The 15931-nt window shown below is 70.1% G+C and carries 14 protein-coding genes; 7 read left to right on the top strand and 7 right to left on the bottom strand.

Annotation, left to right across the window (positions count from 1 at the left end; genetic code table 11):
- Positions 1-367: 367 nt before the first annotated feature.
- Complete coding sequence (locus tag ACFYZ4_RS11175; protein WP_390783694.1) at positions 368-616, top strand: hypothetical protein; 249 nt, start codon at positions 368-370, stop codon at positions 614-616.
- Between the two features lie 301 nt (positions 617-917).
- Here the strand turns inward: ACFYZ4_RS11175 and secD are convergent, their stop codons facing one another.
- Positions 918-3281 (bottom strand): protein translocase subunit SecD, encoded by a 2364-nt coding sequence (secD, locus tag ACFYZ4_RS11170; protein ID WP_390783693.1) that lies wholly within the window; start codon positions 3279-3281, stop codon positions 918-920.
- 99 nt (positions 3282-3380) lie between these two features.
- Positions 3381-3758 (bottom strand): hypothetical protein, encoded by a 378-nt coding sequence (locus ACFYZ4_RS11165; protein WP_390783692.1) that lies wholly within the window; start codon positions 3756-3758, stop codon positions 3381-3383.
- A gap of 713 nt (positions 3759-4471) precedes the next feature.
- Between ACFYZ4_RS11165 and ACFYZ4_RS11160 the strand changes: the two genes are divergently transcribed.
- The 3 genes from ACFYZ4_RS11160 (at position 4472) to ACFYZ4_RS11150 (ending at position 6740) form a co-directional block, all read left to right on the top strand.
- Positions 4472-4741 carry a hypothetical protein gene (locus ACFYZ4_RS11160; protein ID WP_390783691.1) on the top strand — a complete coding sequence of 90 codons (270 nt, stop codon included), beginning with the start codon at positions 4472-4474 and terminating at the stop codon, positions 4739-4741.
- A gap of 719 nt (positions 4742-5460) precedes the next feature.
- Positions 5461-5721: a hypothetical protein gene (locus tag ACFYZ4_RS11155; protein WP_390783690.1), complete on the top strand. Its 261-nt coding sequence runs from the start codon at positions 5461-5463 to the stop codon at positions 5719-5721.
- Between the two features lie 695 nt (positions 5722-6416).
- On the top strand, positions 6417-6740 hold the full coding sequence (locus ACFYZ4_RS11150) for a hypothetical protein (RefSeq protein WP_390783689.1): 324 nt from the start codon (positions 6417-6419) through the stop codon (positions 6738-6740).
- Between the two features lie 156 nt (positions 6741-6896).
- Here ACFYZ4_RS11150 and ACFYZ4_RS11145 read toward each other — a convergent pair whose 3' ends face one another.
- Positions 6897-7658: a class I SAM-dependent methyltransferase gene (locus ACFYZ4_RS11145; RefSeq protein WP_390783688.1), complete on the bottom strand. Its 762-nt coding sequence runs from the start codon at positions 7656-7658 to the stop codon at positions 6897-6899.
- Between the two features lie 1140 nt (positions 7659-8798).
- Positions 8799-9131, bottom strand: coding sequence for a hypothetical protein (locus ACFYZ4_RS11140; protein ID WP_390783687.1), 333 nt, complete (start codon positions 9129-9131; stop codon positions 8799-8801).
- Between the two features lie 286 nt (positions 9132-9417).
- On the opposite strand from ACFYZ4_RS11140, the gene ACFYZ4_RS11135 reads away from it, so the two are divergent.
- Positions 9418-9747, top strand: coding sequence for a hypothetical protein (locus ACFYZ4_RS11135; RefSeq protein ID WP_390783686.1), 330 nt, complete (start codon positions 9418-9420; stop codon positions 9745-9747).
- Between the two features lie 46 nt (positions 9748-9793).
- Here ACFYZ4_RS11135 and soxR read toward each other — a convergent pair whose 3' ends face one another.
- Positions 9794-10258 carry a redox-sensitive transcriptional activator SoxR gene (gene soxR, locus ACFYZ4_RS11130; protein WP_384347211.1) on the bottom strand — a complete coding sequence of 155 codons (465 nt, stop codon included), beginning with the start codon at positions 10256-10258 and terminating at the stop codon, positions 9794-9796.
- A gap of 100 nt (positions 10259-10358) precedes the next feature.
- Between soxR and fdxA the strand changes: the two genes are divergently transcribed.
- Positions 10359-10682 (top strand): ferredoxin, encoded by a 324-nt coding sequence (fdxA, locus tag ACFYZ4_RS11125; protein ID WP_351296205.1) that lies wholly within the window; start codon positions 10359-10361, stop codon positions 10680-10682.
- Positions 10683-10811: 129 nt separating this feature from the next.
- Here fdxA and ACFYZ4_RS11120 read toward each other — a convergent pair whose 3' ends face one another.
- Positions 10812-11378: a hypothetical protein gene (locus ACFYZ4_RS11120; RefSeq protein WP_390783685.1), complete on the bottom strand. Its 567-nt coding sequence runs from the start codon at positions 11376-11378 to the stop codon at positions 10812-10814.
- An 817-nt stretch (positions 11379-12195) separates the two neighbouring features.
- Here ACFYZ4_RS11120 and ACFYZ4_RS11115 point away from each other — a divergent pair.
- The gene (locus ACFYZ4_RS11115; protein WP_390783684.1) at positions 12196-12846 is read left to right on the top strand and encodes a hypothetical protein; all 651 of its coding nucleotides are present in this window, start codon (positions 12196-12198) and stop codon (positions 12844-12846) included.
- A 473-nt stretch (positions 12847-13319) separates the two neighbouring features.
- Here ACFYZ4_RS11115 and ACFYZ4_RS11110 read toward each other — a convergent pair whose 3' ends face one another.
- Complete coding sequence (locus ACFYZ4_RS11110) at positions 13320-15770, bottom strand: hypothetical protein (RefSeq protein ID WP_390783683.1); 2451 nt, start codon at positions 15768-15770, stop codon at positions 13320-13322.
- Positions 15771-15931: the final 161 nt, after the last annotated feature.

Here is a 15931-nt window from a genome sequence, read left to right as displayed (position 1 = left end):
CGCTTGCCCGGTCTCTCTTCCCCTGCTCGTCACCGCCGTGCCGGCCCATGCCGCCGACGGCCAGAGGGCCTTCACTCCGCCCTGACCGTCTCCGCCGCGTGCGAGACGGCGTCGTTCTTCGACGGGATCGTCCGGATCCGCGCGGCCGCGGAGTCCCGCGACGGCTGCGGGCGCACCGCGTTCAAGCACTGGAACGCCGGCCGGCTGCCTGCCGACGGCTGCAACACCCGCGCCGAGGTCATCCTGGAAGAAGCCGTCGAGCAGCCCGACGTCGCGGCCCCCGGCTGCAAGCTCACCGGGGGCAGGTGGTTCTCCCCGTACGACGACACCTGGGTGACCTCGGCCTCCGGCCTCGATGTAGACCACCTTGTACGCCAACGACCTCGGTTCGGACGTCACCCTCGTCGGCGTCACCGCCCGCTCGAACCGGCAGAAGAGCGACCAGGACCCGGCGACGTGGATGCCGGCGCCGGCGGTGCACTGCCGGTACATCTGCGAATGGGTGGCCACCAAGCACCGGTGGAGCCTGGCGGCGGATCAGGCCGAGCGCGAGGCGCTGCTGCAGCACGCGGCCGGCTGCCCGAACGCGAACCTCGCCGTCGAGCGGGCCGGCTGACGACCTCGGCCGCCCCGAGCGACCCGGTGGCAGGACCGCCCGCCGGGTCGGCCCTTCCCCAGCTCGTCGCCCGCGAAGATGAGGACGCAGCCCGGCTTCTGGGCCGCCCGGCGCCATCCGGGCGGCAGCGTCAGACGCAGCGCGTGCAGGAACGGCGCGCTCAGACGGGGTGAGTGCGCGCTCAGCAGGCCCTCTCCCGACCGGGCCTCCACGGAGCGTGGCCGCGGTTGTCGGAGCTCCGTGGAGGCCCGGTCGGCGTGTGATGGAGGCTGCCCTCGGCCTCAGGACCGTCCTCGCGGGCTCAGACGACCGCCCCCGTCCCCCTCTCCTTCTTCCTCCGCGCCTCCAACGGGATGTACCCGTCCGGGACTTCCTTCGCGGCGCGGCGGCCCCGTGCCGGTGGGGGTGTCGGGTTGCGGTGTTCCAGGGCGATCGCGATCGGCACCGCGGTGAAGATGGTCGAGGCGATGCCGACCAGGACGCCCGCGATCAGCGCCACGGAGAAGTCCGCCAGCGAGTCGCCGCCCAGTACCGCCAGTGCGGTCAGGATGAACAGGGCTCCCATGCCCGTGTTCACCGTGCGCGGGAGTGTCTGGACCACCGCCTGGTTGGCCGTTTTCTCCAGGTCGCCAAGGGGGTCTCGGCGGCGCGCTTCGCGGACGCGGTCGAAGACGACCACCGTGTCGTTCACGGAGTAGCCGATCACCGTGAGCAGCGCCGCCAGGAAGACGCTGTCCACCGGCCTGCCCAGCCAGGCGAACAGGCCCACCACGAGGAGGACGTCGTGGACCATCGCAGAGACTGCCGCTGCCGCCAGGGTCCAGCGGAACCGCACGCTGAGGTAGATCATCTGGGCGGCCACCGCGATGCCCAGGGCCAGGAGCGCCTTGTGGCGCAGTTCGCTGCCGAGGCTCGGGCCGATCTGTTCGTCACGCTCCACCGTGACGGTTCCGCCGGGCTTCTCCAAGGCCGCCTTGACGCGCTGCTGTTCGTCGTCGGTGAGCTTCTCCGTGCGTACGGTGATGCCGCCGTCGCCGGACTCCTGCACCACCGCGCGCGGGAACCCCGCGTCGGACACGGCGTTCCGGGCCGTGTCCGCGTCGACGGACCTGCTGGTGCTGTACTCGACGAGGCGGCCGCCGGTGAACTCCACGCCGAAGTCCAGGCCGCGGATGAAGATTCCTGCGACGGCCACCGCCACCAGGAGTGCGCTCGCGCCGAGCCAGCGGCGACGGTGGCGGACCAGGTTCGGGTTGCGGCGGGACAGCCATGTGCGGACCCGGCCCGTCGAGGCGATGCCCGTCAGGCCGGGGCGCTTGCGTACGAAGCTGCGGGCGACAGCGAAGTCCGCGAGCGCGCGGGTGATCACGAGCGCCGTGAGCATCGATGCCAGGACGCCGATGCACAGGGTGACCCCGAAGCCCCTGACCGGGCCCGTGGCGAAGAAGAACAGCAATCCCGCGGCGAGCAGCGTCGTCACGTTCGAGTCGATCACCGCGCTCCATGCCTTGGCGAAGCCGGTCTTCACCGGCTTCGCCAAGTCCTTGGAACGGGCGCCCAGGTACTCCTCCCTGGCCCGTTCGAAGACCAGGACGTTCGCGTCCACCGCCATGCCGATCGCCAGGACGAACCCGGCGAGCCCCGGCAGTGTGAGCGTCACGCCGACCGCCACCAGAGCGGCGTACGAGATGAGGCCGTACAGCGCGAGAGCCAAGGCGGCGAGCGCGCCAAGGAGCCGGTAGACGAGGGTGATGAACAGTGCGGTCAGGGCGATGCCGACGAGCGCGGCCTTGGTGCTCGCCTCGATTGCGTCGGCGCCGAGCGTCGGGCCGACCGTACGCTGCTCCACGACGTCGAGGGGCACCGGCAGCGCGCCGCCCTTCACGAGCGCCGCCAGCTCGCGCGCCTCGGCCCGGCCGAAGCCGCCGCTGATCTGCGTGGAGCCACCGGTGATACCGGTCCCGCACACCACGTCCGCGTTGACGCCGGGCGCCGAGATGATCTTGTTGTCGAGGGTGATGACGACGCGGCGTTCCGGAGCGCCCTGAGGCGCGCAGGCCGCGTCCGAGGTGATCTTCGCCCAGGTGTCGCCCGCGCCCTTGCGGAAGTCGAGGGAGACCATCCAGCCGTTGAGCGACTGCTGGTCCAGGACCGCCTCGGCGTCCTCGACCCCCTGGCCGGTGAGGGCGGTGGGGCCCAGCTTCAGGTGGTTGCCCGGCTGGTCCGGGTCGGGGAGGGTGCGCGATCCGTCGGCCTCGGGCTTCGCGGAGCCGTTGTCGGCCGTCGCCCCCGTCACCGGGTGGACCGTGAGCTGTGCGGTGCGGCCGATGACCTCGGCGGCCTTGCGTGGGTCCTGCACTCCGGGCAGTTCGACGATGATCCGTTTCTCGCCGGAGCGGGCGATGCCGGGTTCGGAGACGCCGAGGGCGTCGACGCGCTGCCTGAGGACCTCCAGAGCGCGGTCGGTGGATGCGGCGTCGGCCTTGACTGTGGGTGAGTCCCGGGTCTCCAGGACGATCTGGGTGCCGCCGCGCAGATCGAGGCCGAGGCGGGCGGATTGGGTGAGGGCGATGTAGAGGGACAGCGCGACGGCCGCCAGCGCGACGACCGCCCTCCACAAGGGTGGGCGGGACAAGGGTGGGCGGGACAAGGGTGCGCGAGACATGCGTACTCCACGATGAGGGCAGGACGGAGGGACGCGTGACCGGCCCCGCGCGGTGTGCGCCGGGTCAGAAGGGTCAGGCGTCGATGACGGTCTGCGTGCTCATCGGTGGGGCGGGCCGCGCGGGGCGGCGGACTCGGCCGGCCTGCGCGGCGGCGCGAGTGCGGTGGCGGGGCCCGTGTCGGGCCCGCCCAGGGCGCGGCGCGGGGCCGTGTCGACGGCCGTACGCGCGGCGCCCGCAGGCTGCGGGCCCGGGAGGTGGGCGTCAGGTCGGTGCGTGACCTCGACATGCAGCGCCGGGACGCCGTCCGGTCCTGCCCCCTGTCCGGCGTGCCCCGCCACCGTGTGGTGGGCGAGCGGCCTGTCGGCCGGCATGGGCATGCCCTGCGTCCCGGCCACCGGGACGAACAGCGCGAGGACGGTGACGACGAGGGTCAGCGCGGACGCGGCCAGGCGCGCGGAGCGGCTCTGTTGCGGCACGCGTCCCCCCATCCCTTCGGCGCTCGTCGGGTGCCCTCGGCGTGGCCCCGCCCTGCTCAACGTATGGGGCGCCCCGGTCCGTTCCGTGTTCCTCGGCAGTTCTTCGGAAGCCGAATAACTTCGGCAACAGCGCGAAACCCAGCCGGTTCGCCGCCTCCGACTTGCTCCGAAGCCACTCCTGGTCCTCCTCCAACAGCGTCCAGACCTCGATCAAGTCCTCCGGCTCCCACTCCTGCCGCACTCCGGGCGCCCTCCGGTCTTCGTGACCGGACCGACGTCGCCGAGCGGCTCCTCAAGAATCCGGAAAGATCGAAACGGTTCGCGGTGCTGTGCGGGGTCGGCGGGGTGGGCAAGACCACGATTCGCCTCCGCCCTGGCCGACGTCGCCCGCGCCGAAGGCCTGCGTGTGTTCTGGATGCGCTGGCGCGGACAGGCCGAAGTCGCCAAATGGATGGCCCGCATCGCTCTGGAATGCGGACTCGCCGAAGAAGAGCTGGAGGAAGCACGAGCCGGGTGCGCCGGCCTGCCCGACGTGGTGTGGGAACAGCTGAACCGGGCCGGCCGGTGGCTTGTCGTCCTGGACAACGTCGACCAACCCGGCGAGGTGGGGCCCGGCGGTGAGCCGGTGGCGAGCTACCGCGGATGGGTGCGACCCGGCAGCCGCGGCCTGCTGCTGGTCACCAGCCGGGACGGTGACACCGCCGCGTGGGGAGGTGCCCGAAAGCCGGGACCGTCGGGCCCGGCTGCGGCCGAAGGTGCGCGAGCGCCAGCCCCGGGCGATTCCGGATCGGCTGTGGGACGAGCTGTTCGCGCAGATGAGATGCGATCGGGACCGTGCCCTGCTGGCCTGCTACGTCAGCTCCGGCGCCCGCGCCGGCGAACCGCTCGGGGTGCGCCTGGAGGACGTGGACTGGTCGGCCGGACACCTGTGGGTGATCACCAAGGCGCGGGCCAGCAGGGCTGTTGATACGCCCTTCGGGTGATGCGGTTGTGATGGGTGTGTCGCAAACGGTGCAGAAACGTTGATGCCTGCGTGGAGCCACGTGAACTATGGGAACGCAACGCGCTGCTGGCCGAGGCATTCTGCAGCAGGGACGATCGAGTGCGTGAGGCGCAGGCGGTGATGGACGAGGCGCTGGCGAGCCGGACCAGGGCACTGGCCGCGTTGGCCGTGACGGTCGGCAGCGACGCCGCCGTGGCCGACCTGATGGGGTTGAACGAACGCGAGGTACGAGTCGCACGCCGCACGGTTGGCAAGGACGACGCCCGTACCGTCGCCGACCAGCTACTCAACCCTCCTGCTTCGCCGGTCAGCCGTCCAGCTGAAACGTCTCCCCAGCCGCCCCCACCCGTCAGCCGTCCAGCTGAAACGTCTCCCCAGCCGCCCCCACCTGTCAGCCCTCCGGCTGAAACGTCTCCCCAGCCGCCCCCACCTGTCAGCCCTCCGGCTGAAACGTCTCCCCAGCCGCCCCCACCTGTCAGCCCTCCGACTGAAACGTCTCCCCAGCCACCCCCACCCGTCAGCCCTCCCGCTGAAACGTCACCCCAGCCACCCCCACCCGTCCCGGATTCCGGATGGGCGTCGTACACGGAAGCAGTGCGCGCGCATATGCCCCATCTGCGCCCGGAAGCGGTGGCGCCGGCTCATACGCCTGTGGTGGAGAGCGGTAGTCCTGCTGCCGGGGTGACCTGGACGACAGGGATGGACTCCGTATTGCAGTGGAGCTGGCAGTCCGGCCTTGATCTTCAGACCGTGGCGGGAGAACTCGGCCTGAACCCCAAGGACCTGCTCCTGCGGGCACAGATGCTTGCCACCGAAGGACGACTGCAGCCGAAGGCTCCGGCGTACGACGTGAGCCAGTCCGGCCGCCACCGTCGGCACGACTCCATGCAGTACAGCTTCGTCCCCGACAGCCCGGAGACCCTGTACAGCTCGTACAGATCGGCTAGCCCCTACATCTGAACCGCCACCGCATCGCCGCTTCGGGAGGACCTGCCTCTTCGGCTCGCGCACCGCTTGTCTCGACCGCCCCGGTGCGACCGGCTCCGGACTGTTGGACACCGCCACCGGGCACCGTCAGCTCACTTCGGCGACAATCCTGTTCCTCACCGCCCGGCCGAGGTGCACTTGGCCGGGCGCACCCAAAGATGTCGCAGAGCACCGCCAGCACCGGGTGCGACCGCCATGAGGGTTCAGGTGACGAGCCCGGCTGCAGGCGCCTCGCGGACCTTGACAGCTTGGTGCAGAGAAGCCACACCTCGACGTGCCGCTACGGGGTGGGTGGGAACCCGCTCCGTACGTCGTGCCGGCAGGCACGGCAGGAGCAGTTCGCCCGCCCTTGACCGTGACCGAACCCCCGCCACCACCTGCACCGATCACGCTGCTCCTGCCCGACGGACAGGAAATTGGGCGCGTGTGGCTCCACGAGCGACAGCAGCTCGACTCCGGGCTGTGGATGTACCGCATCGGCGTCCCCCTCTGGCAGACGGCCGCAAACAGGAGGAATTGCATCAGTTGCAACACTCCGCACGTGCTGCCTGCTGTCGTTCTCGCCTGTCAGGGGCCTCGGGTCCGCAGAGGCGAGAAGGCCACTCGAAGGGCTGACCTGCGACGAGAACGACTGATCTCACATTGTTGCGGCTGATACAACACCGTTTGTGGCTCATGAAGCGCCTGGATCGGCGCGCCTTGTTCTCGAGCGCCGCCAGCTCGACGACGGGACCCACTACCTGCTGCCCGGCCAAGCACCGGGCCGCGCCCGCAACCCCCTCGGCGCCGGCGCCCTCCTGCGCTCACACGGCCTCCCCGTTCTCACCGCACGCAATACCGCAATGATCGAAGCCGTCACCGACCTGCCGCCGATCATCGTCGCCGACCTGTTCGGCCTGCACCCCAGCACTGCCAACCGCTGGGCCGGCTACGCCAACGACAGCTGGACCCACTACCTGGCAGCTCGGGACCGGGGCGTGCCGAGGCTTTGACTCCTTTTCGCCAACGGCTGCACGAGTACCACCCGTCCTTTCCATGAAGCCCCCGAACGCGGCTCGGAGGAACCGTCGGGCGGTCCGATTTCTGGCGTGGTGGCCGGCGGTCGGCCGGGGCGAGCACGCGGCCCCTGCGCCGACCGCAGGTGCTCGTTACTCGGCCGAGCCGGTAGCCGGGGGCACCTCCAGAACGAAGAACAGGAAGCACATCGTGGTCGAGAAGCGTTGGAAGTCGTCGGGGTAGAGCTCGCGGGCGGCCGGATCGGGCTGTGGCTCGCTGATGACGGCAAGACGGAAACCGGCGGCGGAGAAGGCGTCAGTCATCGCGTGCAGCGGCCTGCGCCAGAAACTCATCCGGGCGCTCTGCCCCACCAGGTCGGTCCATTCCTGGGTGTAGCTGGTGGTCGCGTGATAGTCGGGCCGAGGGTCCTGGATGGCGTAGTCCACGAAAGGATGCTGCACCGACGCGATCAGTCGACCGCCGGGCCTCAGTACTCGCCGCATCTCGGCCAGGGTCGGCCCCCAGTCCTCCAGGTAGTGCAGCACCAGCGAGGCGAGGACGTCATCGAACTCACCGTCGGCGAACGGCAGCGGGTCACCCAGGTCGGCCACACGCAGGGCCGCGTCGGCACCCAGCCGCTGCCGTGCCAGCTCCACCATTTCGGCGCTGGAGTCGAGGCCGGTGACGAGGGCACCCCGATCGCGTAGTGCACCGAACAGGGGGCCGGAGCCGCAGCCGGCGTCAAGGATCCGGCGGCCGGCCACGTCCCCGGCGAGGGACAGCATTGCGGGCCGCTCGTAGTAGGCGTTCAGGAGACTGGTCTCGCTCAGGGCCGAGTACGCCTCGGCAAAGCTGTCATAGTCGTTCACCCGGGCCGCGAGTGCGGGCTTGGCATGGTCTTCGGCGGTAGGCATGCTGCGGTCTCCGTCGTGTCATCTCGGCATATCGCAAGGTCGTCCTGATGATCGACGTGGATTCGGCGCGTCCCGGTTCCGGTGTCGGAGACAACTAGATCGTTTCGTCTGGATCACCTGCTCCTTGGCCCAAATACACCGTTGGCTGACGTGCAGTGGGCGCGGATCGAGCCGCGACTACCTGACCGGACGCCGAAGCGGAGTGCGGGGCTCTGGTCGCCAGTTGTGACTCCGGCTCTTCTGTGGAGCCAATCCCTGCGTGCTTGTCCTGGCGTCGAACCTGGCCTGTGACCTGCCAGTTCTCCCAGCTTGTAAGCAAGAGCCGCTGGCCGCCGATGCGGCACCCCAGAAGTCGACCCGAGTTCTGACGGCACTGAGGTATCGGCCACGAGAGCATCGGGATGTACGCGGTGAAAGGCCCTGGTCACGCGGCGATCCGACGCGACCACCCCGACCGCCGGTGCACAGCCGCAACCGTGGCGCGGCAACGTGTTGTAGTCGGACTCGGTGAACCAAACGAGACCGCTTAAGCGGCTGCGGCCCAGCCCATGACAACCACAGCAAGTGGAGTGGCCTGGTCACTGGTCGAGAGCTCTAACGCGGTTCGCGTACTCGCGACGAGCCTTTCGCTGCGCCAGGAGAGCTGAGGCCGTCGCGCGGCTGACAGCGATCAGGAGTGCTGGCACCTCAACATGCGGCTCTACAGATCCGGGAGCCCAGCCCCAAGCTGAGGAATAGCGCACAGTCGAAGTACTGCCTCTCCACCAGTACGGGGGCGGAGTCGAGCCGGCCGAGTACGGCACCTGGGTCACCGCCGAGCAGCTGCGCCCGCTGCCCGGGGTCGACCTCGGCCGCGTCCCTGCCCACCCGCGTACCCGCACCCCCACCCGGGCACGACGGCGTGCACGGTGTGCGACGCCGCCGAGGCGCTGCTGCCGATCCTCGCTCACGGCCAGAACGACGTCCCCGCCGCTGGCGACTGATCGCGGGGCAGACGGCCGGGGACCCGGTGTGGTCATGCCGCCCGTACCCGCGGCCGTCGCCGTGCCGGTCCAGGAACAGACCTTGAGCCGCTGGAGGTCGACCAGGACCAGGGTGATCGGCCAGTGCGGGGCCGTGGGTGTGGGGGTGCTCATCTCTTCACCGCCGGGACGCGGCCTCGCCCGGCAGGACGGCGATGATGCGGCCGTCCACGCAGAGTGTGACCAGCTCCTCCTCGCCGCCGGGGGCCGCGCTCGCATACTTCTGAAGTGCGCACCGGGCGGCCCTGCTCCGGCCGGCCTCGGTGGTCGCCCGGTGCGGATGAGAGTCCAGGCGGAGGCTGAGACGGAGCAGCTCCATGCGCATCTCGTGCCCGTCGGCCGGGGGATCTGCGGCCAGGCGGTTGAAAGTCCGGGTCCACCGCTGCTGCAGGGCGACCAGGTCGTCCGGGAACCCGGTGACCGGTCTCGGGCCGCCCGATTCGCTGCTCACGCCACGGTCGCCCACGCGCGTGCCCGGGCGCAGCGGCGCAGCTCGACCAAGGCGGCCCGGGAGCGGCCCGGGACGGCCCAGAAAGGGTGCGCCTCGATGCGACAGGAGAGGGAGATCAGCCGACGTCGGAGCGTCGTGGTGCCGGCCAGTGCGGGCTGGCGGGCCAGGTCGGTGTACGTGCGCAGCCATGCGGCCTGGAGGGCGAGCAGATCGTCGGGTTTACCGATCGTCGAGCTGACTGGACGAGCTCTGAGCTGCGGCGATGAGTCGCGAACATGTTCGCGATGTGCCCTTCGACATGTTCGTGTCTGGTGAGCGGCTCGACTCGGAGTGGGTGCGGGGCTGGTGCGAGCAGACTTCTGCGGGGCTCTCGGCTTTGATGTCGTCGTTGCTGAAGACGCACGGTTACTCGCCTGTTGAGAACGCCGTAATCCTCGCAACAGATGAGAGCCGTGGGGCGACGGATGCACTCGTGGATCTGACGCCGATCCCCTGTGACCTGACGACCCTTTACCGGGTGGTCTGCGAAGTTTCCTTGCCCGATGTCGAGCACGGATACTTCGTCCACCGCACCCCAGAGAGCCGTCACGCCAGCCTCTTCAACCAGCAAGTTTGAAGATGGTGAGGCTTCACTCTCGAGCGCCGGAACCGTGCGCCGTCCCTCACAGTCTTCGGGGCCCAACTCCGTCCTCGGCGAGCGCGTCGCCCGGGTTCAGCAGAGCGCAGGCCTTCATCGAGAGGCATCCGCAGCCGATGCATCCGGTGAGCTCGGCCTCGAGCCGCTCGATGGTCTGCCGACGCTCCTCCAGCCGACGCTTCCAGCCACGCGAGGCGAGCTGCCACTCCTGGTGACTCGGCGGACGGTCGAGCGGCACATCGGCGAACGCCTCCCGGAGGTCCTGCAGCGGGATGCCGATCCGTTTTGCCACCGAGATCAATGCGATCCGGCGCAGCATGTGCCGCGGGTAGCGACGCTGGTTGCGATCGTCGCGTTCGGACACGATCAGGCCGAGCTCTTCGTAGAACCGCAGTGCGGAGACCGCCGCTCCGGTCCGCGCGCTCACCTCGCCGATGCTCAGCCAGTCGTCCGGCGTGGCCCGTTCGGCGCCGGAACGGTAGCTCGTCATACAAGGCCTCCTCTTGACCTCAAGTCTACTTGAGGCCCTACGGTCGGCTGCGTTGCGCCAGAACGGCAAGTAGGAACGATCGGGAGAGGATGGCAGTTCGATGACGTTTGTGATCGCTTTGCCCTGTGTGGATGTCAAGGACAAGGCATGCATGGATGAGTGCCCTGTCGACTGCATCTACGAGGGTGAGCGGATGCTCTACGTCCACCCGGACGAGTGCATCGACTGCGGCGCATGTGAGCCGGTGTGCCCCGTTGAAGCGATCTTCTTCGAGGACGACACCCCGCAGGAATGGCAGCACTTCAATACCGTGAACGCCGAGTTCTTCTCCGACCTCGGCTCCCCCCGCAGCAGCGCCAAGCTCGGTCCGATCGGCAGGGACCATCCGATCGTGGCGGCGCTGGCGCCTCAGGAAGCCGATTGAGCCCGAGAGCCGTTACGTCAGCCCCTCCGACAGGCACGTTCGAAGATGCGAGGCTTCCTTGAACAGCTCGGCCGAAGTTTCGCCGGCCAGACCTGACCCGGCAGTTCATCGGGTGACGTGGCTGCCGCTTCAGGCTTGGTCACGTTCCGGAAGCTGGGCTTCGAGCTGAGAGATTCGCCGATCCAGGAAGCGTGTGTTGGAGCGGGCGGCTTGGAGGCGGTCTTCGAGCGTCCGGTTGTCCTGGGCCAGCTGGCGTAGGCGCTCCTTGAGGGCCGTGTTCTCGACGGAGGTGCGCTGGACTGCGTCCTGCGGTTGGGGGGTTTCCAGGTCGCGGATGTACTGGGAGCCGTTCGGGCCGTGCAACACCTCGCGCAGCACGTACCCGTCCACGGCCGCCTCCACGACCGCCCACCGCTGCCACTGGGGGCGCCGGCCCTCCGCCCGGGCCCGCCGCTCCGCCTCGATCACGTCCTGCTCCGGCATCACCACCCGGACCGGCAGCAGCCTGTCGGAGGCCGCGAGGGACCGCAGGTTCTCCACGACGAGGCGTTCCCCGTCCGTCAGCGCGTCCTCGTCGACGACAGGCAGGTGCGGAGGCAGGGAGCCGACCGTGGTGCGCAGGGCGGTCGTGTACTTGGCGCCGGACCGAGCGGCCGCGCGGGCACGCTTGGCGGCGGTGTTCTGCTTCTTCGGCATGACGTCTCCGGGCCGGACAGACCCACGCCCTCCGGCCGCACGTCAGGGGCCACGGAAGGTAGAACGGCGCACAGCACCAGTGGTGCTCTCTACGCGGGCCCCGGGAGACCTTGACCGCTCCCCGGACCGGGGGCTGCCCGCGGCGTGGGCGCGGGCTGAGCGGCGACCGGCAGTACGCGTCCGGCCGGGCGGTGCACCCCCAGCGTAGAGGGGAGGAGACACCTCCGGCGCCGGAACATCACACGTACTCGCGTCCGCCGGTGCACATGCCGGCCCCGTCGCAGTCGTCGGTGCAGCCGCCTGTCCGCATCGCGGTGTCGTTCAGCCGTACGGACCACCACGGTGGCCTGCGCGCGGAAGCGATCCGGATTCTCCGACGGGACGGGCGCTGTGCGCTAGCCTGTGCCTGCGGCAGTACGCGCCTGCCAGCCTCCCGGGCCGAAATGCACCCACGCCCCGGCTCCGAGGACAAGGGTCACAGACTCGCGCGGCCCCTGAACCTGGTACATGAGTGACCCTTGCTGCGGCATGGGCGTGGGCATGCCGCTGAAGGACGATCGTGACCAGAGACAGGAAGCGCAAGCGCGCCATCCGTGCCGTGCAGGAGAGCACGGGGCAGAGGTACACCCAGGCCTCCAAGTGCGTCAGCCCGCCGGAACCCCGCCCAGACGGGTGGACGTTCCCGCTCTCGGATCTGCTGCATGAATGCGCCACACTCCCGCCTGCACCTGCTGCCGAGGCTGGTACGAACCACTACGACCCAGGCCCCGAGGTCTTCCAGTCACATGTCTTGGGAGCCGCAGTTCCCTACGCCACCGTGTTGGAACTTGCCGGCGCCCTGGCCAAGGAGGCGCATCCAGCGCAGCTCACCCTGGAGTCTTTGACTCCCTGCGAACAGGCGGTCGTCGTCTGCGGCGAACGCCGAATCGCGTTGGATCTGAACTGGTCGGGAGTGCAGGAACTCTGCCGCCGCGTCGGCTGCGACACACCCCCGTACTACACCCCGCTCGTGGTGTGTGACGAGCACCTGCGGCAGTGTGATGTGCGCTCGCTGGTCTGGATGACTCGCGACTGCGGGTACGCCGTCGGCCAGGAGGAAGACCCGGTGCGCCTGGAAGGCCTGCCCGAGTCCGATCTTCTGGTTCGGGCCGCCGTCGAGATCGGCGCCTACACCGAGGTCGTACAGGCATGGCTCGATACCTGTTTCGCCCCCCTGAACGAAATCGACGACATGCTTGGGGACGAGGACAGGGCCTTGGCCATGCGGCACTCGGTGGAGCGCGAGCGCCTGAGACTGGACCGCGTAGCGCGCAAGGAGGGCCTGCGCCTCCGTAAAGAGGCGGGGACCTGCAAAGCCTGTGACCACGAGCTGCACCCGGGCTGGGATTTGCTGAGCCACCCCCTGTACTGCTCGCGGGCCTGCACCCCGCTCCCGGCTCCGCTCCCTCCGCTTCCTGTGCCGTTCTGAGGCGTGTCAGAAGGATTTGGGCTTCGCCGTGACCAGCGCGATCCACGCCCCGTCGCAGCCGTCGGTCCGCTCGTCGTTGGCCAGCGCGACGACGGCCAGCACCGCGGCATGCGCTCGCGCGGACCTCGTAGTCGCTTTCGGCGTGCCCGGGGCCGTACCAGCCGCCGGACCCGACGCAGGCCGAGCGGCGACAGGCAGTACGCGGCTGGCCGGACGGTGCACCTCCAGCGTATGAGGGAGGCGGCACCGCCCGGCGCCAGAACTGGCTGGGGCCGGGCCGACGCGCCTGGCTCCATCGGGTCGCGTCCGGTGGTCCCACGGCCCTGTACGCGGGGTCCGGGGGTATTGCGGGTGAACGCAAGCAGCGAAGCCCCGGATTGCGTCGCGGGCTTCGCTGGCGTTGGTGTGCGGTGGTGCCTCAGCGCCATTCGCTGCGCGATTGGTCCCCAAGGCCGGACTTCCGCATGTGGCCGCTACCTCTTGATCCCGTTGAGGCAGAGCACGTACTGCTTGCCGGACCGGTGCCGGTTCCTGTCGAGTTCCTCGTTGAAGCCGATATCCGTCAGACCCAGGCACCTGGAAGTGTCCTTGGTGTCGGGCAGCACCCGGACCACCTTGAAGGCCGCGTCATCGCCGTCGCATTCGACCACCCGCAGGTCCGGGAAGATCAGGCTCCCGTCGTTCGTGAGGCAGTCGCCGGCCTCGGCCCGGTCGATGTCATCGCGGCTGACGAACCAGTACACCGCGCCGGTGCCGAGGGCGATCACGACAGCGGCGATCACGACGATCTTCGCGATGCCCGCCTTCCGGCTCCGGGCCGGCGGGGCGGACAGCTGCGGCGGCTGGGTCATGGAGCGGTCTCCTGGTGTCGTGCGTGTGTGCGATGCATGTTGACGTGCGCACGCTATATCACCGAGTGGCCGCCGCTGCCGGTGGCCGGGCGGCGGTGCGCAGCGCCCGATGTTCCCCGAGGCCGGAGGAACACAACGCGGTGCGCGGCTCACTGGGCCGACGTCCAGCGGCCCGACGGCGATTCGTCGAGTCGCTGCGGTACCGGTGCGGCGGGCCGTGGCAGGCCGGCCCCCTTTTCGGCACGATCTGGGCTTAGCGGTGGCGAGCGCGATCCACTGGCGCAAGGCCTCGGCTCCGGCCTGGTCCCGGGTTGCGTGTGCGGGCCGGGTGGAGGATGGGGTGGAGCCTGCGGCCCAGCCGTTCCATCCGGATCGGCGTCCGGCCTTGTAGGCAGGCTCGACGTGGCCGCGGACGGTTCCGTGTTCGGTGACGACCTCGTAGTGGCGGGTTTCGCGGTCCCGGAGCACGAGGTGTGCGTCGGCGAAGGCCAGGGCTTGGGGGACGTCCGGGCCGGTGCCGCCGTAGCCCCAGGTGATGTCGTCGAAGCTGTAACGGGGATCGGTGGGCAGGATGTCGCAGCGGCCGTCCGGCAGCAGCACGAAGGCGGTCATGTTGCCTGGGGTGGCCAGGATCTCGGCGTTGTCGGGGTACGGCGCGCTCGGTAGCACCTGGGGGCGTTCGAGGGCGAGAGCGCCGGTGGTGGGGTTGCGCAGGACCATGCGGCCGTACGGGTCGTAGCCGGTGCGCAGGCCTTCGCGGTCCTTCTCCCAGATGTGGCCGAGGAGGGCGGCCTTGCGGTGGGCGTCGCCGTCGGCGGGGCCCCACCAGGAGATGGTGGCGAGGTAGGCGTTCTCGGCGAAGCCGAGCGTGGAGACGGCGTGCGGGGAGGGGCCGGGGTCGTCGATGAGGGAGGGATCCAGGAGGTGGCGAACGCTGACGAGTTCCGGCTGCGCGGCGGAGAGCGCTTCGAGCAGGACCGGGTCGGCGTGCTCGCCTCCGGTCTCTGCCCGGTCGGACAGTGCGGAGGCGAGGGTGCGCACGGTGGTCAGGGCGCGGTACACGGCGCCGGCGGACAGCTGGTCATCGGGCATTTCGGCGTAGCGCGCGAGGAGGGCGCCCTCGGCCTGGCCCAGCTGGTGGAACTGGCGCTCGACCAGGGTTGAGCCCGCGTCCTGGGTGGTGCTCAGGCTCTGGTAGTCCTCGACGGCGCCGAGCGCGTCGGGTACGCGGACCCGTACGGCGATGCCGAGGGCTTCGGCGGTGCGGGCCGCGTCGGCGTGGCCGTCTGCGGCCAGCAGGGGCAGGGCGGGAAGGTCAGGGCGGTCGCCGGCTCCGGCAAGGAGGGCCGTCCGGTAGCTGTGCAGGGAGGTCAGGTGGTGCAGTTGGGTGCGCAGCTGGCGGGGGTCGAAGTCGATGACGGCGGGGCGCTGTCCGGCGGCGAGCGCGGGTCCGGTGGCGAGCGCGGGTCCGGCGGCGAGCGCGGTGACGACGGCCACCGTGTAGGTGCCGGGCGGGTAGTCGAGGTCCGGCTCGCCGCCCAGGACGTGGGCGAAGTCGGTGCGCTCGACCTTCTGCCAGACCGGCTGCTCGAACTCGCCGGTCCAGGCGTCGCGGCTGCCGCGCCGGAGGAGCACGTCGAGCAGTCCGCCTGAGCCGCCGGCGCGGGGGAAGGCGAAGGAGACGTAGTCGATGCTCAGCTCCTTGCGGGGGAGGCCGCGGGGCCAGAAGCCGAACCACCAGGCGTTGCGGGCCTCGCCGACGCCGAGGTACTGGGCGGCGATGCTGCGGGCCACGGTCTCGGCGAAGTTGACGATGATGCCGTGCGACTCGGCCAGGGATCCGCAGAGCACGACCGTGCGCCGGGTTCCTGCGACGGGGCCGCGCCAGATCCGTACGTGCACGCGGGGCGGCTTGGCGATCCAGGCCCCGGGGATCGTGAGGACCGCGTCGACGTCCAGACGCAGCGCTGCGTTCGGGACCGGGAGCTTCTCCCAGTTCGGTGTCGCCAGCCGTCCGGCCGCCGCACCGTGCCGCTCTTCAAACAGGGGGTGTGCCGACTGTGCCGCTGCCAATCTCTCGCAGTTCCGCGCACATGGCAGCGCCCGGACTGGTCCACCGCGGCCAACGCCGGGCAGCAGCTGTTCCTCGCCGATCTGGTCCGGCGGGTGCACCTTGCCGCCGCCGCTCGACCGCGAGGATACGGAGCCCCCGCGGCGCACCAGCAGCCCGACAT

Source organism: Streptomyces sp. NPDC001513 (assembly GCF_042894695.1).
Lineage (GTDB): Bacteria > Actinomycetota > Actinomycetes > Streptomycetales > Streptomycetaceae > Streptomyces.
The sequence above is the reverse complement of the archived record's forward strand: the minus strand, read 5'-3'. Positions and strand labels throughout refer to the sequence as shown.